The sequence below is a fragment of the Halomonas sp. LBP4 genome (assembly GCF_003202205.1).
Lineage (GTDB): Bacteria > Pseudomonadota > Gammaproteobacteria > Pseudomonadales > Halomonadaceae > Halomonas > Halomonas flagellata.
Window position 1 is genome coordinate 104,996 of record NZ_PDOG01000005.1, and the last position, 20,140, is coordinate 125,135.

The window sequence follows — 20,140 nt, forward strand, 5'->3', positions numbered from 1 at the left end:
CGACCTATCGGTAAAGCTACGGTACTACGGTAATACCAAAGTGCCGTAGTTTTCACCAAGCCCTCGCGAGGGGGCTTTCCCTTCGGGGGCGTCCGCCGCCGGCCCTGAACGGAAAGCCGAGTTTCTCTCTCCCCTGGAGAGCGATCAGTGGAAGCGCTGGCCACTGCATAAACAATCAGCATTTTATCCAACCCACTGCGGGCGCCAGCTGGCGCTTGAGCAGTTCCCCAGCCTGGCGGGCGACCTTCCCGTCAGGGATGGCGTGCGCCTGGCCCCTACCAAGGAGTACGACCATGACTGCAACGTATCTGTCCGACCTGGAATGGATGGGCATCGATGCCTTCAGCCGGCCTGTCTGGAAAAGTGTCACTGACCGGCAGTGCTACTGCCTCGTGGACATGCTTGTCGACGACACCCCCGAGGCGCAGCAGCTGGCGCTTCAGGCCTTGATCAACGACCCCTTCATTGAGCTCTACAACAAAGGCTCAAGCGTGGAGGGAGAGCCGTCCCACCCCGTGCCTTTCCGGCAACGCCCATCGGGCCTGCGCTGCATCTTTGCGCCGGCCGGACAGGAGATGTTCGTGGCAGGAGAGCAGTACGCGACCCTTCCGGCATCCCACGCGGGAGATGGCTCACATGACCCGAGGTGCGTGGCGTTCCGGGATAGTCTGGGAGCGCTGAAGTCCATCCGGCTCGAGCCCGGATTGCCCAAGAGCTGCCGGACGGGTGTCCAGGCATCCGGGGGTCGCAGCCTGGCGCTGTTCGAGGAGGTGCGTGATGACCGTTAAGTGGCATTTCAACGTCATCGCCAGCGCGTCAACTAAGGCGCTGGACCACCTGCCCGCCGCGGTGGGTGCCGAGACGGGATGGCAGCCGGCGTCGAGCCTCACCAGGGCCAAGCGATCGGCCGCCAGCATTGCCCACGCCTTTGCCCAGCTGACGGGTGACATGGGGTTTGAGCCTTGCTGGCGCCGGGTCACCCCGGATCGTTACGAAGCATCCTCGTCGACCGGCGAGGTTCACGTGATCGTGGCGCGTGCCGGGTCCGGTGCAGGAGAGACCGACGCTACCCACGGGTTTCGCCGAGGTGTCGCCTCGTAATGAGGCGGCCGAAGCGGACCTGTGGCGTGCCGTGATAGTGATCTCGATCGGCTTCACGCCCTTCGGGGTCACGACTAGCCAGTGGCACCCCCGCCCGGGGGTGCTATTGTCCCTTCAAGCCCTCGCGAGGGGGCTTTCCCTTCCGGGTCGGTCGGTACCGGCCCTGAGCGGAAAGCCGAGTTTCTCTCTCCCCTGGAGAGCGATCAGTGGAAGCGCTGGCCACTGCCAAAACAATCAGCATTTTCCCAACCCACAGCGGGCGCCAGCTGGCGCTTGAGCAGTTCCCCAGCCTGGCGGGCGACCTTCCCGTCAGGGATGGCGTGCGCTTGGCGATCACCAAGGAGCACGACCATGATCAATGACCCCACCACCCTCGCGTTTCTGGCGGCCGGCTTCCTCGGCAGCGAACAGGCTGACGCTGCCGCCGAGCTTGGTTTCTCCCGAATCGATGTGGTTGAACAGCTGACCACCCTCGCCCCAGCCCTGGATGCCCTCTACGAGCAGCACGGGGAAGCCTATGAAGGCTGCTTCGCCTACGACGTGGCGGAGCCGATGGGCGGTTGGTATGCCCTCTACATGGACGAGCATGGCCAGCTTCCCAGCGAGGAGGAATTCCTCGAGGAGGGCTGCCGTTACCTCGGCCTTGAGCCACGCAGCCCGGAAGCCAAGGCACTCGATGCCATCCAGGCCGTGCTGAGTGGCCAAGAGTGGAACCCCGATCACCTGGACGCCGTGGCAGCGATCGTCCGCGGCACTGGCCGTGAGATCAAGGACTGCGACGACACCCTGGATGATGCCGCTTAACCCCCGAACCGCTCGGGTTACCTGCCGGCTGTGCCGGCTTCGGTGGCCCCCGCCCCTGGGCGGGGGCCACCGCCCATGACCAAGGAGACATGACCATGTCCTTTTCCCAAGTGACGCTCTCGCAGGTAGAGCTTGATACCGTGCTGGCCGCTCTTCGCCTGTTCCAGGCCACACCCCGGAACCAGGTCCCGGAGGCCATCATGGAGATCGCCACGGATCACAGCGCCTCGGCGCTTCACCCCGAGGAGATCGACGAGCTCTGCGAGCGACTGAACGTCTCCCCGGAGGAGCCGTCACGTGCAGGGCAGGGCGACTACCATCTGGTGAGCTATGGCCACGGTGAGCATGGCGAGGAAAGCCTGGCGGTAGTGGATAGCCAGCAGTTGCCGATCCTTGAAGGATTGTGCGCTGACCAGTCCATGCCGTGTGTGGTGGTAGCCGGTGGCTTGTCCGTCGTGCCCGACGACCTGGCGCGTCTTCATGCGGGGCTGGATCACGCGGTGATCCAGCTGGTCGGGATGCAGACGCTCTTCCGCTATGCCTGCGGTCGCTGTGACCACGCCTGGACACAGCTGCTGACCGGCGAGCGCTGGCGCCAGCAGTGTCCCATCGAGGACTGTGATGGGGAGGCCGTGGCGGCATCGACCACGGATGCCGGCCTCGCGCCACCTGAGGGTGTTCGGGTCGAAGAGGTCCTCGCCCCAGGTGGTGACGGCGTTCGGTACCGCTGGGTCTCACCCTGTGGCGAGACAACTGGCCAACCCGAGCGCACCCCTCGCCAGGCGCATTACGACGCCTGGACGTGGTTCCTCAAGGCTGATGCCTACCAGGACGTTGGTTGAGGCTGGCCGCACATTCCCGGCAGCGGTATGCTGGGGCTGTTCGATGCACGTTCAAGCTCACCCCTCGGGGTGGGCTTTCCCCAGCGGGTTGGTGCCCAAGGCGACAGCACGATGCGGAAAGCCAAGTTTCTCTCTCCTCTGGAGAGCGATCAGTGGAAGCGCTGGCCACTGCAAAAACAATCAGCATTTTCCCTTCCGGCAACGTTCGCCTGCGTGTGAACCGAGCTTTCCTCGATGCTTCGGCATCTTCCCCTTGTGGGCCATCGCGCCCATTAGGGGTGCATGGCCCCGTGAACCCTCATGGAGCCTTCTCATGTCTCATGAATCCGCCTTCGGGCTGCAGTGCCCGAACTGTGACGCCACGGATCACTTCGAGATCACTGTCGAGGCCTTCGCCTCGGTCAGCGGTGATCAGGTCGATGATCTGACCGGTGGTGAGAACGACTGGTACCCGGCGAGCAGCATTTCCTGCCGCGCTTGTCGTCACAGTGGCCTGGTCTGCGATTTCGATGGCTCGCGTATCCCCGGGGAGGAGGTTCCTCCCTTCGGCTACGGCATCGAGTCGAACGGCAAGATGGGCCGTGACCGCCAGTGGCGCTGGTATCACCCAGCACCGCATGGCGGGCACGGCAATTGGTGTTCAACGGACATCGAGGCCTGTATCGATGCCCATGGCAACGCCGACTGGCCGTGTCGCACGACTGACTAGCGTTACCCCCCCCAGCCGCCCACGGGCGGCTTTGCAACCCTAACGGGGCCCTCTCGCCCCCTGGGGTGATGGCCTCTCTCGCAAGGAGAAAGACCATGTCTGCTGTAAACACCAACTGCCTGGAAGGAATGGCCTGCCCGGAGTGTGGTTACACCGAGCGCTTCAAGATCATTGCGCTCACCACGGCCACCATCGCCGATGATGGCTGTGAGGACCATGCCGACTTCGAGTATGACGAGGACGCTCGTTGTGAATGCGTCAGCTGTGACCATGTTGCCACTGTGGGCGCCTTCTACGGCCGACCGCCAAAGCTTGCCTTCCCTGAGGAGCAGCGCATGGCGGTGATCTCCACCGGGCATGTGACCGAAGAGGACAGCGAGGCGATACCTCGGTTGATCCGCAACGGCACCATCAACGGGATGACCCGCGAGCATGGCTGGATGATCTCTGTCAGCAGCAACGACGGGGATCTTCCCAGGCTCCACGCGATCCTGAACGCCGCTCGCGAGAGTGGTTTCCACTGGGTGCTGCTGGACTGTGACGGTGACACTGTCGATGGCCTCGAGGTCTTTGACTGGTAGCCGGGACAGTACCTTCCCCCCCTTGGTCCACTGATCTGCTACTGCCGCCCAGTCGCCCTTCGAGGCGGCCGGGCGGCTTCCAGGAGGCATATCCATGGTTCGCTATGTGATGAATGAACACGGCCACTTCTTCGTCGTTGAGCTCAGCATCGATGAGGCAAAGCTGAGCGGCTGCGAGCTCTACGACACCTACGACGACTTGATGGACGCCGTTTGCCGGCGTCACTCGCTGAGTCGAGAGGAAGTGGAGGCGTGTGAATACGTGGTGAAGGACACCAAAGATGGCCCGGCCATCTTCGAGGATCGAGGTTTCAGCGAACCGGTGACGGGTAGCGTCGAGGCCGCGATCAGTCAGTACATCATGTGATGTCAGAAAGCCGTCGTTCGATGGCCTCGAGCGACGGGCGATGACCAACAGTCCCGGCAATCGGGACTTACCCCCTGGGGGCACACCACGCCCTCGGGGGTGGTGTGCTCCTCTCTACCCGAAGGAGCAACATCATGACCAAGCCAATCGGTTTCTACGTGACCTTCCAGCGCTTCACCCCTGAGTCCATCGATATGGGCGACGCGGAGAGCCGCGGCTGGTGGGACAGCGGCAACTGGATGACCGATGACAAGCCGGAGGCACCCGCCTTCATCTTCGACCCTGACCTCGACTTCGATGAAGACGAGCATCAGAGCGTCGATGACGCCGCGGTGCAATGGGCCGTCGACCGCCTCAAGCGGGAGGGCGCCACTCAACCGTCTTCCACGGAAGACCCGGAGTGGTGGTCCACCGAGTCAGAGGTGGAGGACTTCGGCACCGGCGCCACACTGGTTCGCAGCTTCCACTTCGAAGGGTTCACCCCGGAGCAGCAGGAGGCGATCAACCGGACGATGTTCGGACAGGACACCAAGCCGATTGCGACCCGCAAGGTCGAAATCACGCTGCGTGCCCTGACGGCCATGGAGTACACCGTCACAGTGGACGTGCCTGCAGATGCCGACGATGAGGATCTCCACGAGATCGCTCGCGAGCTCTACAGCAACACCGATGGCGGGGAGTTCCATGATGATGAGGTGACCTGGGACGAGGGCACGCACACCTGGCAGGAGGTCGACGACGATGCGTCCGAGACCCAGTCCAGCGTGCTGCACCTGACCTTCCGGATCACCGCCCCCGAGCCGGTTGCGGAAGACTTCGAGACCCTGATCAACGAGGCGGACTACACGGTCAGCCACGACCTGATCGAGGGAACGGAGATCACCGAGGTGGATGAGTCGTCACAGCGTGTCATCGTGGCGGCGACCCTCCACCACACGGTAACGGAGCAGGGGGCCCAGGAGATCGCTCATGGGCTACACCACCTGTTCCAGGCCGCGGATGCGAGCCTCCAGTATGCATCGGAGCTCGTTGACGTGGACTTCCCGGCATGGGTCTGACCCTGTCCTGGTAGTGGCCTGCCAAGGGCACTACCCCATGGGGGCCATCGGCCCCCATCAACACATTCTGGAGGCCATCCGGCCTCTTCCCCCGGCGGGGCCACTTCCCGTCAGGGGGTGGTGCCCGCCTCATCCCTGAGGAGTAGCACCATGAAGCTTGATTTCATCACCGTGACCCTGACCTGTAGCCAGTGGGCGGACCTTGAGCGCCTGCTGGACCGGGGCCATGACGACCTGTCGCACTACCTCGAGAACGGCGACCCCAAGGAAGATGGGTTCGACCCGGAGGAGGTGGCCGAGCTGGATCGGTTGAGCCAGGGCGTTGCCACGGCTGACCTGACGCGCCAGCTGGTCGCGGCTCGTTACAAGAGCCCCTGGTCGGACGACGATGCCGCTGTTGCCAGCAAGGAAGGGTGGAACCTCTTCCGCGCCGAAGGCAGCGAGCTGACAGCGTCCTTCTGGGACATCGAGCGTGAAGATGACCAGGAGCCTGCGGTGTTCCGTGATGACACCGAGGCCCTGAGACACGTCTATGACAAGGCGAGTGCCGGCAGTGAGCTTCATCGCCGTGCCCTTGCCCTGCACATGACGATTGCTGACTGACCACTTCCCATCGGGGCTCTCTCCCGCTGGGGAGCTGAGCCCTGCTTGTCTACCCGCTGAAGGAGATGAAGCATGGCCTATCGCACTTATACCGGTGTCTCCCACCATTTCGAGGTGGAAGCCATCGTGCTGGAGGGTCCCGGCAATGACGTGACCGTCGTCGATCCTGACGTCACCACGCCGACGGAGTGGGCGGTCTACCGCCGCCCCATCGAGCCGGACGCCGATGGCTTCCGTCGCGCAGAGCACCACAGCGATGCCGTCTGCAGTGAGGCAGCTAGCCGCATTGCGGCAGAGCTGGCGCTGGAAGAGCTGACCCAGCTGACGGTTCCGCAGGTGCTGACCGAGAAAGAACGGCAGCGGTACCTTCAGGTTCACGGCGCCCTTTGCCCGATCTGCCAAGCCAGTGAGATCGAGAGCGGGGCGGCGGAGTTCCAGGGGCATCAGGTCGTCCAGGAGGTCACGTGCCTCCGCTGCAAGAGTGAGTGGATCGACGAGTTCCGCTTGGACAATGTCTCGCTGCAGCGCCGTCGTGCTGCAAGCTAACCCTTAAACCCTCTCGGGGCGCGATCCCCGAGAGGGGATGCGTGCCCTCCCTGACTGTTGGGAGATACGCATGAAAGACATGATCTACTTCAACTGCTGTGTGGACTGGGACCCGAAGGATGTCCACGTGGATGGCGGCCTCTGCGACATGATCGATGAGGAGGTTTCCATCACGCGCCGGACGTTCCTGGCCCACGTTGATCCCACCGAGCTCCACCACGTGGAATCGATGCTGGGTTATGCCAAGCACCCTCGCCAGGGGCTGACGATGGCAGGTGACTTCCACGTCTCCTACCACCGCTCCCGGCTCCATGGCGAGTGTGTCTACTACTTCAAGCATTCGGCGATCGAGTATGTCTTCATCGATCCCGAAAGCCGCTTGAGGTCCCGCTGGCTGAACCACTACGAGTGCTCCGAATGCGGCAACGAATGGAGCGACGAGTGGAGCTGCCAGTGTGATGACCGCTGTCCTGCCTGCGACACCAGCTGCTCCCCCATCGAATCCGATGATCTACGGGAAGCGGCATAGCGGGGGGGCAGCCATGGTCGGCCCGGGGGTGACCCCGGGCTGCACCGTGCTACTCTAGCCTTGGCTCCGCATCGCGGAGCCGGGCTTTCCCTTCCGGGTTGGCTAGCGCCAGCCTGGAACGGAAAGCCGAGTTTCTCTCCCTCTGGGAGCGAATCAGTGGAAGCGCTGGCCACTGTCAAAACAATCAGCATTTTTCCCATCCCACTGCGGGCGCCAGCTGGCGCTTGAGCAGTCCTCAGCCTGGCGGGCGTCCTTCCCGTCAGGGGCGGCGTGCGTCTGGGCTATCTGCCTGGAGGCATTATGAATACCGCAATCCATACCATTCCCACCGTGGAAATCGCCCAATGGCCGAGCGTCGACTATGCACCGCACTTCGCGGGCATCGTCGAGAAGGCCGAAGTAGCGATCCGGCGCATCGGCGAGATCATTGACGCTGGCTACACCCTTTCCGGGGCGATCAGCTTCGGTAAGGACAGCTCGGTGATCCTCGTGCTGATGCTCGAGGCCATCAAGCGCCGTGTCGACGCGGGCATTCAGGTCCCCACCTGCTATGTCTCGCACAGCAACACCCTCGTGGAGAATCCCGCCATGGATACCTACACGGAGGCGATGCTGGTGGAACTGGAGGCCTACACGCAACGCCATGGCCTGCCTGTCGAGGTGGTGAAGGTGACCCCTTCGATCACCTCGTCCTTTGCGTACAGCACCATCGGCCGCGGCAAGCTGCCGGTGTTCGCCGGCGCGTCACGTGCCTGCTCCATCGACTGGAAGCTGCGCCCGCAGCAGAAGGCGCTGAAGCAGATCCTGGCCACTCTGCAGAACCCGGGTGACCTGGTGACCCTGCTGGGAACGCGCTTCTCGGAATCCGCGACACGTGGCAACAACATGCGTGGCCGGGGCGAGAATGCGACAGACCTGGTGCCAACAGAGGGAGGTGGCTACACCTGTTCGGTGATCGCCGAATGGGAAGTCACCGACGTCTGGGAGCTCCTGATGGCCTGTGAGGGGCGCCGCAACGGCCCCTATCGGACCTATGTGGAGGACTTCTCCTGGTGTCTTGAGCTGTACAAGGACGCCAATGAGGGGCTCTGCGCGATCATCACCGGCGACGGTGGCAATCGTGCGTCGTGCGGTAGCCGGCATGGCTGCTGGAACTGCACGTCCACCGGCGATCGTGACAAGAGCATGGAGGCGATGATCGATTCGGCGCCGGAAAAGCACGGGCACCTGGATGGGGTGAACCAGCTGCGTAACTTCCTGATCCAGACCCGCTGGGACATGTCCCGTCGGGAGATCCTGGGCAGGAAGGTGTCGGAGGCGGGGCACTTTGGCGTAGGGCCGACGAACTACTCGGCCGATATGCGCCGCGAGTTGCTGCGCTACCTGCTGACCCTGGATGTGCTCGAGGAGGAGCGTGCCGAAGCGCATGATGCGGCGATGTTCCGAGGTGACATCACGGATGGCGGCCTGGAGATGATCCAGAGCCTTCGTGGCATCACGTTCCAGCACATCACGCCCAAGCAGTTGATCGCGATCGACTTCGCCTGGAGCCTGAGCCACGGGTTCGGCCATGCCTTCCCCGCACTGCGGGAATGGTATGAGATCCGTGTTCTGGGTAAGCGCTATCCCATCCCGCCGCTTGAGGCGGTGCAGAAGTCGGGGGTGCCGGCCATGTGCTGGTATCCGATCCCTGAAGGTGAGGGGCCGGCTTACGAGGAAGGCTTGCAGGATGCCTTCATTGCCGCGGCCAACCGTGAGCAGTACCCGTCACGTCCGCCCATGCGGACCATTCGGGACCGCTACCAGGGGAAGCCCCGGCAGGTCGTGTACTACGAAGAAGCCGATGAAATGGAGATCGATGCGGCGGAGGCCACGCTGTTCGTCGAGGCCTTTGACGAAGAGCGCTACCTCGTGTCGCAATCCTTCCCAGCCTGGGACTCAGCCAAGATCTACCTGAACCATGGGTTGATCAAGCTGGGCCGGGGCAAGGCGGCTGACTACGACGAGCTGGCACGCCGGGCGCAGTATTGGTCTCGTGTGCAGCGACGTCTGGGTGGTGACGACCTGGGGGAGTACCTCATGGCCAACGCCATCAGCGATGCCGAGCACAAGCGCCTGCTTGAGGCGCTGGCGCCGGCACAAGCCGAGGAGCCTCAGGGCGGGCAGGTCTACGATCTGTTCGCATGACCCTCCGCGGGGCCTTGAGTGACGGCTTTTGCGGCTGAAACGCCCTTGAAGGGTGCCACGGGGCCTGCCCCTGCTGGCGTCACTTGGGTAGACTTCAACCTGACCAGCCCCCCACCGGGGGGCTTTCCCCTGCGGGTTGCCGGTGGACCATCCAGCCTGCAGCGGAAAGCAAAGTTTCTCTCCCTCTGGGAGTGAATCAGTGGAAGCGCTGGCCACTGCCAAAACAATCAGCATATTACCTTTCGCAGCGAGCGGCCCCGCCGTGCTCTGCGTTACCACCGGTGCTACATCACCTCTCATGGTCGAGCGTGCCCCTACGCGAGACCTGAACCTCAGCCTTCACGGGAAGACATCTTCCCGGTGGGGGTGTCCTTCCTGTGATTCACCAGGAGGGCACCATGGGCATGAAGCGAGCTCGCGAGCTGATGCTGCGTGCTATGCTGGATGTGGTGGATAGATCGGCTGCGACGATGTCGGCAGCATGCTTGGTGGCGGCACTGCTGGGTACGGTCATCCGTCCCGACAAGCAGGCTACCGCTTACCTGGGATCTGTCCTGTTCTTCCTGCTGGCCTGTGCGGCAAGCACCATCAAGGCCATGCTCGACATGGATACGGAGGATGAGTCATGAATGACCTGCTTGAGTTCCTGGTCGGCGTGTCTCCCATTCTGCTGATCATGTTCGGCACCCTTGGCGCAGGGCTCTATGTCCTGATCCGGCGCAGGAAGCACCACCACTGAATTCCCTACCACAGTGATCGGCCCTGCCGTGATCTGTACTTTCCACTGGCGCTGAGCGTCACTCCCATCGCTCATTGAGCGATTTGACCCTTCCCGGCGGGCGTTGCCCCCGCTGGGGCGACGTGTGCTTGGGCATTACCCAAGGAGCATGTCATGACCACCACCCTTACTTCCGATCAGGCCCAGCGCATCCTCGAGATCCTCAGTGATGTCCATGATGAGCAGCAGCCTGACAACCCGGAGTATGCGGCAGAGGTCGACGCCCTGTGTGCTGCCTTGCAGCCACAGACGTCGCATCTCTACACCGTCGTCTACCAGAACGAGGAGGGCTACTTCTTCGAGTTCACCGCTCGAGCGGAGAAGCACGACGACGTTCTGGCGATGCTGGAGGCCCACCCCCATCTCCCGCAGGTGGAAGGTGAGCCGATCACCATCGTGGTTCACCATGCCGAGTACCTGCTCCCGACGGTGGATGCAGAGCACCCAGCCATGGTGGGCGAGCACCTCTACTACCGTGATCCCGATGACGATGCTTCCTCCGGTCTCTACCGGGTAGCCTCGGCGCCGGACCTGGTGGAGGAGGAGTGCAGCGACGAGGAGTATGCCGGTAGCGTGATCCGGCTCGTCAATGATGCCGGTGCCGAGCTCGAGGCCTATCCCACCGAGCTGCGCCGTATCGCCTGACGCCTCTGCCTTGCCCCTTGCGGGCATTCCCTACTTTGCCCTATCGGGACACCGCGCCCGACAGGGCAGGTGTCCCCATGTCCAGGAGACACCTCATGACAACTCAGCCAACCGAGCTGTACCTGATCGATGCCCATGAATTCGATGGGACCAACATCAATCCGTTAACCCCTGATCGTCGAGTCGCCTACACCGGCTATCTCTACAACGACAAGGGGCCGAACCTGACCGTTGAGGAGTATCTGGCCCACCCCAGGACCACGGCGTTCGAATCGCCAAAGGTGGTCACCTGGGATGAGCTGGAGCCCTTGATCAAGGCGGCACACCGTCGCCTGTACACCGATAAGCCGGCCCAGTCCGTCAGCGACGACACCTACGAGGAGATGCTGTCAGCCTTGCCGCCGGCGAAGATGGGTATCCGTGAGGGCATGGAGTTCTTCCTGATGTCCGAACGCCTCACGGGTTCGATCACGGCCATGTACGCCCGCAAGGGCGAGCATTGCCTGACCAAGTCGGTCGATCTCTACGATCACTCGACCTGGATCACACCGGCCGACTTCGCGTCGGACCACGCCGCTGCTTGACCCACCCCGCCGGGAGCCTTCTCCCGCTGGGGGGGAGGCTCCCTCATCGATGAGAGAGGAAGCCATGAAGAAGCGACTGACCATTACCTACCAGGTGGCGGATGATGCCACTGGCAAGGCGCCCCACCCGGATCATGAGGAGTTCCTCGAGGAGCACGCCCAGGCGTGTCTCGCCGAGATGATCCAGGAGGGCTACCGAGAAGGGCAGCTCTTCAACTCGCTGCGCGTGACCACGGGCGACGAGGGTGAAGAGGTGTCGCGTTGCTACAGCGCGACATGGCAGTGCCTGTACGAGGTCGTCGATGATGAGATGTCCGAGGAAGGCCCTGCCGAGGTCGCCCCGGGAGACGACGAGCAACCGCTCGAGTTCAACCAGGATACCGACTACTCCCTGAAGGATGGCCACCCCAGCTGTTGGATCACAGTGCTGGATGCCGCCAGCGTCTACGTCAGGACCGATGGTGAAGCGGTTGCTGTGGAAATCTATCCGCGCAACCACGAGGACGGTCCCTCCGTTGTGGAGGCCTGCGCGACCATCGCCGAGATCGACGCTGTGGCAGATGCCACTGACGACACAACTGACCAGGAGTGATTGCCATGCCCCGTGTACTGAAGAAAGCCTTGAAGGCTGCCCGTCGCCGCTTCCGTGATTCACTGCCCTACGCCTATGCGCAGGGGTGCTGGGAGCGTGCACGCTGGGGTGACGGCTTCGGCCGCACCCACGAGACGAACGCGAGCTGGTCTGACGCCTATGACTATGGCGCCAACCTGGCGGATCGTCTGATGTTCTGGCGGGCTGTCTAGCCTTGCCTGACGGCTCCCTCTTCTCAGGAAGAGGGGGCTTTCCCTTGCTGGCGCTGATGCCGGCAGCGGAAAGCCTGCGTCGTCATGCCCTCCAAGCGCACCACCGACCAGGTGAGGCGCGAGGTGAGGACGTAGGATGACCCTATCAGACTGGCATTGCCGGTCTCGATGAAGGTAGCGCTGGCCTTCTCAAACAAGCAGCAGATTTCACCCACCACAAGCCGCAAGCACCGTTGTGCCCCCGGGCCGGCGTTTGCGGCATTGCCAGCAGGAGATTCCCATGACCCACGATCCCTCATTCATCGGGTTCGGTTCCCTTGATGCAGCCCTGGAGTACCAGGTCGACCATGGCGGCTGGGTGTTCGATGCCCAGGATGCGGAGGAGGCCATCTGGTTTCCGCCGACCACACCGCCCAGCAAGATCATGCTGCATCCCGCCACCCGGGGCTTCTCGGGGCGGTTGCTCAGTGATCCCGCCGACTCCTCGGCGTTGTCGTTCCAGCCGGCGTCCGAGGCGGCATAGCCCATCACGCTGTAATGAGCGGTCATCGTGCGATGGCCGACTTCCAACCCCCGGGGGCCTTGTCCCCGGGGCTGCCCCTGTCATGACAGAGAGGTGATCCACCATGACCGACCACGTGCTGAAGCTGGTCGAGCATCAACGTGACAGCAACCAGGAAGAACTGGAACGGGCCCTGCACCGAGTAGGGCAGCTGGAGCGCGAGCTCGATGAGGCCAGGCTGCAACATCGCCAGCATGTCGAGCCGCTCATCGAGGCACTGAAGCCCTTCGCCACTGCCTGGGAGGGCACCAAGCCGACCCCGGACTGTACCGAGCGGGCCTATTGGCGCCGGCTTGAGCGGGCGCTTGCGGGGTTCCACTCGGTGAGAACCCCGTCAGGAGAGCGATTCGTGCTGACGGGCGAGCACCTTCGCCAGGCGGCGGGTGCCCTGGAAGGCGCTGCACTACCCGATGTCGAATAGCCCCGGTCGTGCCTTCGGCACCAGGCCGATTCGGTGACCTTCGCACTCGACGAGAGCGTTCACGCCCTTGAAGGGTGCGACGGCCCCTTTCCCCCACCCACCCCGTGGGTATACTGACTGCAGAACCAGCCCCTTCCCGAGGGGGCTTTCCCTTACAGGTTGCCGTCGTTCAGCCTGCAGCGGAAAGTAAGGTTTCTCTCCCTCCGGGAGCGAATCAGTGGAAGCGCTGGCCACTGTCAAAACAATCAGCATTTTCCTGTACTGCCTCTGGGCGCACCTGCCCAGACGGCATGGTGCGTCCCCTGATCGATGGAGATGACCCATGTCGCACGCAGAATCCCTCGTGGATTATTCAGAGAGCTTCCAGGCGGCGCTTATTGCGCAGGGCAAGGGCAGCAACTTCCTTTCCCTGACCCGCCTCGATGAACCCTTCGAGCGCTACGACGGTAAGCGAGCTTCCTATGAGCTCAACTACCGTTGGCTCAGCACTGACTGCCAGGAAGAGGATGATCAGGCTTGGGCCTGTGTCCAGGGTGCCGAGTGCACCTACTGGCAGCACAAGGAGATCACCAAGCTCCTTCGCCAGCTGAAGCGCCATGACGACGTCGACCTGTTCGAGCACTTCGACCTGTTCGGCTGATCGTTCCTTCCCCCACCCCGCTGATCGGGCCACCGCGCCCGGGAGGGTAGGTGGCTCCGCTCGATAAGGAGACACCTCATGACCACTGCAGTGACCCGCGTGTCGGTTCGCCACACCGGGGCCCCTAGCATCAAGCTGCAATTCCACCCCAGGGCGACCATGCCCGAGCGGTTGGAGGCGCGAGCAAGCCAGCTCGGTATCACCACCGAGCAGCTGATCCATCGCTTCATCAGCGATGGGATGCGTGACCACAGAGCCGACTTTTCACCGGCTGCGCTGGGAACCTCGATCGAGGACTTCCTGGTGCAGAACGGTGTGCTGAAGGCCGCGTGATCTCGCCTTAACCACAACTGTGCCCACTGGGCAGGAGGACGCTATGGCAAGCCCCCTCTCTGCCCTTGTGGGCGGAGTGCTGCTCGTCTGGTGGCCAGAGGACGAAAATCCTCGCCATCCAGGCCCCAAGTTCCGCCCGGGATATGTGATGGATCTCGACGTCGCCAATCGATGCGTTCGGATTGCGTATGGCACCAGCCAACGCACCGAGTGCCAAGGCGCCGGAGAGATCGTGATCACCCATGCGGAAATGCCGACGCTCAAGCTGGATACGAAGTTCTGCCTGCGGCGATCCAAGTGGATTCCGCTGGCGCCTGAGTTCCTGTCCAAGAGCCAATCTGGTGCTGACGTCGTCTACCTCGGGCCACCGCCCGTGGCACGTGCTGATGACTTCCTCAATGCGCTTGCAGAGGCGGGTCAGCTGGACGACTGACGCATGACTGAACCAGCCGGGCCCTAGGGTCCGGCTTTTCCCCCTGCGGGGCCTCCACCCCGCCATGGGGCGGTTGTGGCCCTGCATTCTCTGATGGAGTAGACCCATGACCACAATCGTCAACACCAAGCTGGGCGAGACCCGCGGCAAGCGCCGCATCTACCTGGACGGCGCCAAGCTGGCGCGTGAAGGGTACCAACCTGGCGACCGGTATGACCTGGCCCTCGAGGATGCACGCGTCGTCATCAAGCTCCACGATGACGGCAAGTACATGGTCTCGAAGCGCCAACGCAACGGCACCCTTTATCCCGTTATCGACATCACCCGCGCTGAACTGGCGGAGCTGTTCGATGGCGTGGCCATGCTGCGAGTGCTGATTGCCAAGGGCAAGATCGTTGTCACGGCCCACCACCAGGAAGGCAAGGTGGCGGAGCGGGTGGAGCGGCTGCTCTCGAAGATCAGGACCGGGGAGCCCCTGCGGGTCGCCTCGCTCTTCCACGGCGGTGGGGTCCTAGATGCTGGGCTTCACTCCGGGTTGGATCGTGTCGGCGTCGCGTCGAAGATCGGCGTTGCCGTCGAAATCGAATCGACCTACCTGAACGCGAGCCTGGAGAACAATCCCGAGCTCTGGGATGACACCTCCATCCCGATCGAGTCTCCCGTGCAGCATGTCGACCTCGGTCGAAACCCACCGCAGATGGACGTTCTGTGCGGCGGGGTGCCATGCACCGGCGCTAGCCGTAGCGGGCGTTCGAAGAACAAGCTCGAGCATGCAGAGGATCATCACGCCGCCGGCGCGATGTTCTTTTCGTTCCTCGAGTTCATCAAGGTGCTCAACCCTGCCGTGGTGATTGGCGAGAACGTACCGGAATATCAGAGCTCTGCCAGCATGTCCGTGATTCGCTCTGTCCTGAATGACCTGGGATATGAGCTTCAAGAGCGGGTGCTGAACGGCAATGAGTTCGGCGTTCTCGAAGATCGCAATCGCCTGTGCTTCGTGGCGATATCCAAGGGGCTGGAAGGGGTCTTTGATCTGGATGCGGTGACACCGCACAAGACCAAGGAAACCTGCCTCTACGACATCCTGGAGCCTTTCGAGCGCATCGCTGAGGACCGCTGGAAGTCATTCGACTACCTCGCGGACAAGGCGACACGGGATGCCGCGGCTGGAAAGGGGTTCAAGCGCCAGTTGCTTACCGGCGCCGAGGCCTCCTGTGGCACCGTGGGGCGCGGCTACGCCAAGGCCCGCAGCACGGAGCCGTTCCTGGTGCATCCGCACGATAGCTCACTGTCACGTCTGTTCATTCCCTGCGAGCACGCTCGTCTGAAGGGAGTGCCGGAGACGCTGATTCGTGGCCTGTCGGATACCCGAGCCCATGAGGTGCTGGGCCAATCCGTCTGCTTCCCTAAGTTCGAAGCTGTCGGCATGGCTCTGGGAAGGTCGCTGCGATCCGCAGCCGGTCTTCCTCAGGACCACCTTATGGAGGTCGAGGTGCAGGTGCTGGACCCTGAGAACGACGGCACGATTGGTGGCGAAGACCTGGACTGGTTCCCCGCCACCCTGGATGTCCTCTCGGGTCGGCTGGCGCTGGTTGGCGAGGGTCGCCGCCAGGGCTGGCCGATGGCCGTCTCGCAGCATGGCGTTGAGATCCGTCTGCAAGGACAGATCATCGCGTTGCCTGTGATCAGCGGTGGTCCCGAGCCTGAATGTCCTGGCGCCTCAGTGGGCGTCTACGACGCGGATCACATCCGTGAGCATGGCGAGTCGGTCATTACCGATCTCGCCAGCGTTCCAGCCCGGCACGTTCTGGGGAAGGGCGCTTCGTCGATCGCCGGCCAGGCCTTGTCCTGTGCTGCGTGATCTCAGCCGTCGTCCCCGAGAGGGGGCGGCGGTTTTCTTCCACCCTGTCGGGGGCCACTCCCGCCAGGGAATGCCTCGACATCCACGTTAGGAGAAATGCCATGTGGATCGAGACGGTTGTCCGCCTGCCGCCGGAAGATTCCGGCCTGCAGCACTCCATCATCCGGCTGCACAACAGCTGGGTGGACTCGCGGCGGATCGACAAGCGTCGGTTCTTTCGGCGTGAGCCGGTGGTCATCATCAACCCGGAGACGGGGGACAAGGTGATGCGCTACGTCATGGGTTCTGCGGGGCTGCCGGGGGTAGGGCGCACCTCTGTGGCACTTGACTACGATGCCGTGGATGCCCTGAACATCAAGTTCAAGGAACCCGTGCGGCTCGAAGTCCGTCGTGCTCGCATGCATGAGGTGTATCTCTGGTTCTGGAACCATCAGGATCTCAGTGTCCGCCACTCCCTGCGCCTGGGTCTCATCGGTGCTGGACTTGGTGTACTGGGTTTCCTGGTGGGCACAGTGCCCTTGCTGTTCTAGTGGCCTTGGCCACCTGCCTCAACCCCCCGCTGGTCGCTATGACCGGCGGGGGGTTTTTCTTTGCGTGGACGTTCTCTCTACAACGCGGGATGACCTGGCGGCATTCGGGAGCCTGCTCCGTAGACACTCCCGCACCGATGCCCTGGGCCAGGTCACCACCTACACCCATGACGCCCTCAACCGGCTCACCCGCATCGCCACCGACGATCCCGCCGAGCCAGACGTCACGCTCGGCTACGACGATCCCGGCGCCGAGCATGGCATCGGCCGCCTCACCTCGGTCACCGACGGGGCCGGGGTCACCACCTACGACTACCACCCCAGCGGCGAGGTGAAGCGCGAGACCCGCAGCGTCGACGGCGAGAGCCACACCCTGGCCTACACCTACGACGGGGCCGGGCAGATCCACACCATCACCTATCCCAGCGGGCGGGTGGTGACCTACCAGCGCGACGCCGCCGGCCGGGTGAGCCAGGTCACCACCGAGGAGGGCGGTACCGTGACGGTGCTGGCCAGCCAGATCGAGCGGGCCCCGTTCGGCCCGATCACATCGCTGACCCGGGGTAACGGCCTCACCGAGACCCGGAGCCTGAACCAGGCCTACCAGGTCGAGCGCATCACCGTGCCCGGCATCCTGGACCGGGACTACGGCCACACCGTGGATGACAACGTCGCCACCATCGACGACCTGCTCGAATCGGCCCGGCACCAGGCCTTCGGCTACGACGCCGCCGATCGCCTCACCTCGGCCACCGGCGACTACAGCACCCTGGGCTTTGATCACCGAAAATCACCACCCCGCCCTTAAAGGGCACTACCAGACGGTTGCCCCTCTCGCAGATGCTCTACCCTGAAGCCATCTCGTCCATCCGTGGACTTGATGAAGGTAGCGCTGGCCTTCCCAAACAATCAGCATTTTCCCTACCCGCCCTGCGGCACACCTGCCGCTAGGCAATGGTGTGTCGCCTCTATGATGGAGATACACCATGTCCTACGGATTCATTGGCCTGGCCATGCGCCAGCACCTGATCCGCCGCTGGTCCCTGATGCGTTGCGTGTCCCCGGAATCTGTTCTGGAGCACACCGCGTCCGTGACCATGCTCACCCTCATCGCCGGCACCATTGCTCGTGAACGCGGCAAGGTCATCGACCTTGAACGCCTCATGGGACACGCCGTGGTCCACGATCTCTCCGAAGTGCTGTGTTCGGACATCGTGACCCCGGTGAAAAATGCCACGCCGGCCCTTCGAGCTGAGTTCCGCAAGCTCGAGGACGCTGCTGAGAAGCAGCTTATCGGCACGCTGCCGGACAGCCTCCAGAACCCCATCCAGAGCTACTTCGAGCTGGAAGGGTACGAGGAGACTCTGTTCAAGGCGTGTGACGTCTATGCCGCGTTCATCAAGTGCAAGCTTGAGATCGCTGCAGGCAACTCCGCTGAGTTCCAGCAGGCATTCGACACCCTGTCGAGCACGCTGGAGGCGCTCAAGGGGGAGTGCGAGGAAATCGAGATCTTGGACGACTGGTTCGGAGGCTCGATCGGCGTATCCGTCGATCAGCTCATGGCCCGTCCCGAGATGACCTTCTGACCACCCAACCCAACCAGCCAACCCCCAGCCTCATCAGGAGAAACACCCATGTCTGTCGCTCAGTTCGGAATTCCAGCCCTGCAGGACAACGGCGCCACCGCGGTGGTGCTCAACGAAGAAGGTCAGCCGGCACTCTTCATCGAGAAGATCGAGGTAGACACCTCGGTATTCGATCCACGTGAAGAAAACTGGCAGGCCCGCGTGACCGAACGGGACATTGAGGAGGCAGTCAATGCGCTCTTCCTCTGAGGTGCCGTTCACCATCAAGGCCTTCGGGAATGATCGGTCCTGCCACGATGTGGCAGGAGTCGAGAAGACCCTCAGGGCCGAGTATGCCGATCAGTCGGTAGCGATCCACTACCGCAGCGGCAGGACAGGCCTGACCAAGGTGCTGTTCGTCGACGTCGATGTGGACGCTGTCCGGCAGAGCTACGGGGATCGCCCTGTAGTCGATTTTTCCCAACTCGCCTGTGACGCCCAGCAGTGATGGCGACGCTTGCGTTCTACCTACCCCGTCGGGGCACTCGCCCCGACAGGGGGAGGTGCCTCAGCACACTGCAGCTCTGAACCAGCCCCGGCAATGCCGGGGTCTTTCTCTTTCCCTTCCCTAGCGGGGCATCACCCCGCTAGGGGAATGGTGCCCCATCATGTTGATGGAGCCCGACCATGACTCACTACAACACCTTTATGCAAAACCGCCTCCAGGCGTTCGCCTATCCTGCGACGGAGCTGGACCTCTACGAGTGTTCCGGCTTCAGCCAGGGTGATGGTGTGGCCTGGTACGGCATTCTCGATTCAGCTGCGCTGCGGGCCCTGGCCCAGCGGCAGGTGAGTGGTTGTGATGGCCATGCGCCACAACAGTCCGCCTACCAACGGCTGCGTAGCCGGCTCGAAAGCAAGCGCCTCTTCGAGCTGTTCGATCTCTATGACGGCCTTGGCCAGGAGCTCTCGCTCGAGATCTACCGCAAGGGCGACGGCCGCTACCACCACTGGAACGCCATGGGGGTGGCTTACCCCGAGAACGCTCTGGACATGGAGCAGCTGAAGGAGCTGGTCGAAGAGGACTCCTCGGAGCCGGATCTGCACCTGAAGCGCTGGACTGTCTATGAGCGGGCTTGGGACCACTTCTTCGCCTGGCTGGAAGAGGATCTGAAGCGCACCTCTCGAGCCATCGATGGGGAGCTTCAGAACATCAAGCTGGCGGAGTATGTCGAGGAGGCCGAGGTTTGGTCCTTCGAGACGGCGCGTTATCGCTTCGAGCTCCATGAGTTCAACGATGACGACCTTGTCGGTATCGGACCCTGTGAATGGGACGAAGAAGCCATGATGGACTTCCTCTCGACGCTGGCGGCCGACGAAGGGCGTGTCACCAACCTGAAGGCGGTGATACTCGATCGAGAAACCGGCGATGAGCTGGCCTCTGACTGCATCTGGTACTGGTTCGTGCCCAAGAACGAGAAGGGCATGGGCTTCAACCAGGGCCGGCGTTCGGTCTTCGCCGAAGCAATCGATGAGGTGCGCCGTCAGATGTCCGCTGCCGAGGCTGGCAGCTACGCCGAAGCGGCGTGATGAAACAGCGGGTGCTCAGCCGAGCCCTTGCTTATTCGAGGGCCCAACTCCCGTCAGGGGGTAGGGC

Annotated in this window: 30 protein-coding genes; all 30 read left to right on the plus strand. The window is 62.9% G+C overall.

The features are described from left to right. Positions 1 to 293: 293 nt before the first annotated feature. The 30 genes from CR157_RS16865 (at position 294) to CR157_RS17005 (ending at position 20,073) form a co-directional block, all read left to right on the plus strand. Positions 294 to 788 carry a hypothetical protein gene (locus tag CR157_RS16865; RefSeq protein WP_110284703.1) on the plus strand — a complete coding sequence of 165 codons (495 nt, stop codon included), beginning with the start codon at positions 294 to 296 and terminating at the stop codon, positions 786 to 788. Then, on the plus strand, positions 778 to 1,101 hold the full coding sequence (locus CR157_RS16870; RefSeq protein WP_110284704.1) for a hypothetical protein: 324 nt from the start codon (positions 778 to 780) through the stop codon (positions 1,099 to 1,101). Before CR157_RS16865 ends, CR157_RS16870 begins: the two co-directional genes overlap by 11 nt. Before the next feature lie 206 nt (positions 1,102 to 1,307). Further along, a complete protein-coding gene (locus CR157_RS22665) occupies positions 1,308 to 1,463 on the plus strand; it encodes a hypothetical protein (protein WP_181422094.1) in 156 nt (51 codons plus the stop codon). After that, positions 1,453 to 1,905, plus strand: a complete 453-nt coding sequence (locus CR157_RS16875; RefSeq protein WP_110284705.1) for a hypothetical protein — start codon at positions 1,453 to 1,455, stop codon at positions 1,903 to 1,905. Before CR157_RS22665 ends, CR157_RS16875 begins: the two co-directional genes overlap by 11 nt. 95 nt (positions 1,906 to 2,000) lie before the next feature. Further along, positions 2,001 to 2,747, plus strand: coding sequence for a hypothetical protein (locus CR157_RS16880; protein ID WP_110284706.1), 747 nt, complete (start codon positions 2,001 to 2,003; stop codon positions 2,745 to 2,747). A gap of 313 nt (positions 2,748 to 3,060) precedes the next feature. After that, positions 3,061 to 3,456 carry a hypothetical protein gene (locus tag CR157_RS16885; protein WP_110284707.1) on the plus strand — a complete coding sequence of 132 codons (396 nt, stop codon included), beginning with the start codon at positions 3,061 to 3,063 and terminating at the stop codon, positions 3,454 to 3,456. Between the two features lie 95 nt (positions 3,457 to 3,551). Then, entirely contained in the window at positions 3,552 to 4,037 is a 486-nt protein-coding gene (locus CR157_RS16890; RefSeq protein ID WP_146218711.1) for a DUF5983 family protein, read from the plus strand. Positions 4,038 to 4,131: 94 nt separating this feature from the next. Then, positions 4,132 to 4,404, plus strand: coding sequence for a hypothetical protein (locus tag CR157_RS16895; RefSeq protein WP_110284709.1), 273 nt, complete (start codon positions 4,132 to 4,134; stop codon positions 4,402 to 4,404). Between the two features lie 134 nt (positions 4,405 to 4,538). After that, positions 4,539 to 5,462 (plus strand): hypothetical protein, encoded by a 924-nt coding sequence (locus CR157_RS16900; protein ID WP_110284710.1) that lies wholly within the window; start codon positions 4,539 to 4,541, stop codon positions 5,460 to 5,462. A gap of 150 nt (positions 5,463 to 5,612) precedes the next feature. After that, positions 5,613 to 6,065 (plus strand): hypothetical protein, encoded by a 453-nt coding sequence (locus tag CR157_RS16905; RefSeq protein WP_110284711.1) that lies wholly within the window; start codon positions 5,613 to 5,615, stop codon positions 6,063 to 6,065. Positions 6,066 to 6,137: 72 nt separating this feature from the next. Beyond that, the gene (locus CR157_RS16910; protein ID WP_110284712.1) at positions 6,138 to 6,611 is read left to right on the plus strand and encodes a hypothetical protein; all 474 of its coding nucleotides are present in this window, start codon (positions 6,138 to 6,140) and stop codon (positions 6,609 to 6,611) included. A 70-nt stretch (positions 6,612 to 6,681) separates the two neighbouring features. Then, positions 6,682 to 7,140 carry a hypothetical protein gene (locus CR157_RS16915; RefSeq protein WP_110284713.1) on the plus strand — a complete coding sequence of 153 codons (459 nt, stop codon included), beginning with the start codon at positions 6,682 to 6,684 and terminating at the stop codon, positions 7,138 to 7,140. Positions 7,141 to 7,440: 300 nt separating this feature from the next. Beyond that, entirely contained in the window at positions 7,441 to 9,327 is a 1,887-nt protein-coding gene (locus CR157_RS16920; RefSeq protein WP_110284714.1) for a phosphoadenosine phosphosulfate reductase domain-containing protein, read from the plus strand. Positions 9,328 to 9,725: 398 nt separating this feature from the next. Further along, positions 9,726 to 9,956: a hypothetical protein gene (locus tag CR157_RS16925; protein ID WP_110284715.1), complete on the plus strand. Its 231-nt coding sequence runs from the start codon at positions 9,726 to 9,728 to the stop codon at positions 9,954 to 9,956. A gap of 263 nt (positions 9,957 to 10,219) precedes the next feature. Next, a complete protein-coding gene (locus CR157_RS16930) occupies positions 10,220 to 10,750 on the plus strand; it encodes a hypothetical protein (protein ID WP_110284716.1) in 531 nt (176 codons plus the stop codon). Positions 10,751 to 10,845: 95 nt separating this feature from the next. Next, complete coding sequence (locus CR157_RS16935) at positions 10,846 to 11,334, plus strand: hypothetical protein (RefSeq protein WP_110284717.1); 489 nt, start codon at positions 10,846 to 10,848, stop codon at positions 11,332 to 11,334. A 64-nt stretch (positions 11,335 to 11,398) separates the two neighbouring features. Further along, positions 11,399 to 11,926: a hypothetical protein gene (locus CR157_RS16940; RefSeq protein WP_110284718.1), complete on the plus strand. Its 528-nt coding sequence runs from the start codon at positions 11,399 to 11,401 to the stop codon at positions 11,924 to 11,926. 5 nt (positions 11,927 to 11,931) lie between these two features. Then, complete coding sequence (locus CR157_RS16945; RefSeq protein WP_110284719.1) at positions 11,932 to 12,138, plus strand: hypothetical protein; 207 nt, start codon at positions 11,932 to 11,934, stop codon at positions 12,136 to 12,138. 280 nt (positions 12,139 to 12,418) lie between these two features. Further along, positions 12,419 to 12,661, plus strand: a complete 243-nt coding sequence (locus CR157_RS16950; RefSeq protein WP_110284720.1) for a hypothetical protein — start codon at positions 12,419 to 12,421, stop codon at positions 12,659 to 12,661. A 103-nt stretch (positions 12,662 to 12,764) separates the two neighbouring features. After that, on the plus strand, positions 12,765 to 13,121 hold the full coding sequence (locus tag CR157_RS16955; RefSeq protein ID WP_110284721.1) for a hypothetical protein: 357 nt from the start codon (positions 12,765 to 12,767) through the stop codon (positions 13,119 to 13,121). Positions 13,122 to 13,443: 322 nt separating this feature from the next. After that, positions 13,444 to 13,761, plus strand: coding sequence for a hypothetical protein (locus CR157_RS16960; protein ID WP_110284722.1), 318 nt, complete (start codon positions 13,444 to 13,446; stop codon positions 13,759 to 13,761). A 78-nt stretch (positions 13,762 to 13,839) separates the two neighbouring features. Then, complete coding sequence (locus CR157_RS16965) at positions 13,840 to 14,094, plus strand: hypothetical protein (RefSeq protein ID WP_110284723.1); 255 nt, start codon at positions 13,840 to 13,842, stop codon at positions 14,092 to 14,094. Positions 14,095 to 14,137: 43 nt separating this feature from the next. Next, on the plus strand, positions 14,138 to 14,527 hold the full coding sequence (locus CR157_RS16970; protein WP_110284724.1) for a toxin of addiction system: 390 nt from the start codon (positions 14,138 to 14,140) through the stop codon (positions 14,525 to 14,527). A gap of 106 nt (positions 14,528 to 14,633) precedes the next feature. Continuing rightward, the gene (locus CR157_RS16975) at positions 14,634 to 16,388 is read left to right on the plus strand and encodes a DNA cytosine methyltransferase (protein ID WP_110284725.1); all 1,755 of its coding nucleotides are present in this window, start codon (positions 14,634 to 14,636) and stop codon (positions 16,386 to 16,388) included. A gap of 101 nt (positions 16,389 to 16,489) precedes the next feature. Continuing rightward, the gene (locus tag CR157_RS16980; RefSeq protein WP_110284726.1) at positions 16,490 to 16,918 is read left to right on the plus strand and encodes a hypothetical protein; all 429 of its coding nucleotides are present in this window, start codon (positions 16,490 to 16,492) and stop codon (positions 16,916 to 16,918) included. A gap of 64 nt (positions 16,919 to 16,982) precedes the next feature. After that, entirely contained in the window at positions 16,983 to 17,726 is a 744-nt protein-coding gene (locus CR157_RS16985) for an RHS repeat protein (RefSeq protein WP_181422095.1), read from the plus strand. 178 nt (positions 17,727 to 17,904) lie between these two features. Continuing rightward, complete coding sequence (gene yfbR / locus CR157_RS16990; RefSeq protein ID WP_110284728.1) at positions 17,905 to 18,504, plus strand: 5'-deoxynucleotidase; 600 nt, start codon at positions 17,905 to 17,907, stop codon at positions 18,502 to 18,504. A 48-nt stretch (positions 18,505 to 18,552) separates the two neighbouring features. Next, positions 18,553 to 18,753 (plus strand): hypothetical protein, encoded by a 201-nt coding sequence (locus CR157_RS16995; RefSeq protein WP_110284729.1) that lies wholly within the window; start codon positions 18,553 to 18,555, stop codon positions 18,751 to 18,753. Then, the gene (locus tag CR157_RS17000) at positions 18,737 to 18,991 is read left to right on the plus strand and encodes a hypothetical protein (protein WP_110284730.1); all 255 of its coding nucleotides are present in this window, start codon (positions 18,737 to 18,739) and stop codon (positions 18,989 to 18,991) included. The genes CR157_RS16995 and CR157_RS17000 overlap by 17 nt, the downstream gene beginning before the upstream one ends. A 179-nt stretch (positions 18,992 to 19,170) precedes the next feature. After that, a complete protein-coding gene (locus CR157_RS17005) occupies positions 19,171 to 20,073 on the plus strand; it encodes a hypothetical protein (protein ID WP_110284731.1) in 903 nt (300 codons plus the stop codon). Positions 20,074 to 20,140: the final 67 nt, after the last annotated feature.

What these genes read in the sequence shown, in the direction of transcription:
- CR157_RS16865 (WP_110284703.1), top strand. Translation starts at nt 294, where the DNA reads ATGACTGCAACGTATCTGTCCGACCTGGAATGGATGGGCATCGATGCC.
- CR157_RS16870 (WP_110284704.1), top strand. Translation starts at nt 778, where the DNA reads ATGACCGTTAAGTGGCATTTCAACGTCATCGCCAGCGCGTCAACTAAG.
- CR157_RS16875 (WP_110284705.1), top strand. Translation starts at nt 1,453, where the DNA reads ATGATCAATGACCCCACCACCCTCGCGTTTCTGGCGGCCGGCTTCCTC.
- CR157_RS16880 (WP_110284706.1), top strand. Translation starts at nt 2,001, where the DNA reads ATGTCCTTTTCCCAAGTGACGCTCTCGCAGGTAGAGCTTGATACCGTG.
- CR157_RS16885 (WP_110284707.1), top strand. Translation starts at nt 3,061, where the DNA reads ATGTCTCATGAATCCGCCTTCGGGCTGCAGTGCCCGAACTGTGACGCC.
- CR157_RS16890 (WP_146218711.1), top strand. Translation starts at nt 3,552, where the DNA reads ATGTCTGCTGTAAACACCAACTGCCTGGAAGGAATGGCCTGCCCGGAG.
- CR157_RS16895 (WP_110284709.1), top strand. Translation starts at nt 4,132, where the DNA reads ATGGTTCGCTATGTGATGAATGAACACGGCCACTTCTTCGTCGTTGAG.
- CR157_RS16900 (WP_110284710.1), top strand. Translation starts at nt 4,539, where the DNA reads ATGACCAAGCCAATCGGTTTCTACGTGACCTTCCAGCGCTTCACCCCT.
- CR157_RS16905 (WP_110284711.1), top strand. Translation starts at nt 5,613, where the DNA reads ATGAAGCTTGATTTCATCACCGTGACCCTGACCTGTAGCCAGTGGGCG.
- CR157_RS16910 (WP_110284712.1), top strand. Translation starts at nt 6,138, where the DNA reads ATGGCCTATCGCACTTATACCGGTGTCTCCCACCATTTCGAGGTGGAA.
- CR157_RS16915 (WP_110284713.1), top strand. Translation starts at nt 6,682, where the DNA reads ATGAAAGACATGATCTACTTCAACTGCTGTGTGGACTGGGACCCGAAG.
- CR157_RS16920 (WP_110284714.1), top strand. Translation starts at nt 7,441, where the DNA reads ATGAATACCGCAATCCATACCATTCCCACCGTGGAAATCGCCCAATGG.
- CR157_RS16925 (WP_110284715.1), top strand. Translation starts at nt 9,726, where the DNA reads ATGGGCATGAAGCGAGCTCGCGAGCTGATGCTGCGTGCTATGCTGGAT.
- CR157_RS16930 (WP_110284716.1), top strand. Translation starts at nt 10,220, where the DNA reads ATGACCACCACCCTTACTTCCGATCAGGCCCAGCGCATCCTCGAGATC.
- CR157_RS16935 (WP_110284717.1), top strand. Translation starts at nt 10,846, where the DNA reads ATGACAACTCAGCCAACCGAGCTGTACCTGATCGATGCCCATGAATTC.
- CR157_RS16940 (WP_110284718.1), top strand. Translation starts at nt 11,399, where the DNA reads ATGAAGAAGCGACTGACCATTACCTACCAGGTGGCGGATGATGCCACT.
- CR157_RS16945 (WP_110284719.1), top strand. Translation starts at nt 11,932, where the DNA reads ATGCCCCGTGTACTGAAGAAAGCCTTGAAGGCTGCCCGTCGCCGCTTC.
- CR157_RS16950 (WP_110284720.1), top strand. Translation starts at nt 12,419, where the DNA reads ATGACCCACGATCCCTCATTCATCGGGTTCGGTTCCCTTGATGCAGCC.
- CR157_RS16955 (WP_110284721.1), top strand. Translation starts at nt 12,765, where the DNA reads ATGACCGACCACGTGCTGAAGCTGGTCGAGCATCAACGTGACAGCAAC.
- CR157_RS16960 (WP_110284722.1), top strand. Translation starts at nt 13,444, where the DNA reads ATGTCGCACGCAGAATCCCTCGTGGATTATTCAGAGAGCTTCCAGGCG.
- CR157_RS16965 (WP_110284723.1), top strand. Translation starts at nt 13,840, where the DNA reads ATGACCACTGCAGTGACCCGCGTGTCGGTTCGCCACACCGGGGCCCCT.
- CR157_RS16970 (WP_110284724.1), top strand. Translation starts at nt 14,138, where the DNA reads ATGGCAAGCCCCCTCTCTGCCCTTGTGGGCGGAGTGCTGCTCGTCTGG.
- CR157_RS16975 (WP_110284725.1), top strand. Translation starts at nt 14,634, where the DNA reads ATGACCACAATCGTCAACACCAAGCTGGGCGAGACCCGCGGCAAGCGC.
- CR157_RS16980 (WP_110284726.1), top strand. Translation starts at nt 16,490, where the DNA reads ATGTGGATCGAGACGGTTGTCCGCCTGCCGCCGGAAGATTCCGGCCTG.
- yfbR (WP_110284728.1), top strand. Translation starts at nt 17,905, where the DNA reads ATGTCCTACGGATTCATTGGCCTGGCCATGCGCCAGCACCTGATCCGC.
- CR157_RS16995 (WP_110284729.1), top strand. Translation starts at nt 18,553, where the DNA reads ATGTCTGTCGCTCAGTTCGGAATTCCAGCCCTGCAGGACAACGGCGCC.
- CR157_RS17000 (WP_110284730.1), top strand. Translation starts at nt 18,737, where the DNA reads ATGCGCTCTTCCTCTGAGGTGCCGTTCACCATCAAGGCCTTCGGGAAT.
- CR157_RS17005 (WP_110284731.1), top strand. Translation starts at nt 19,171, where the DNA reads ATGACTCACTACAACACCTTTATGCAAAACCGCCTCCAGGCGTTCGCC.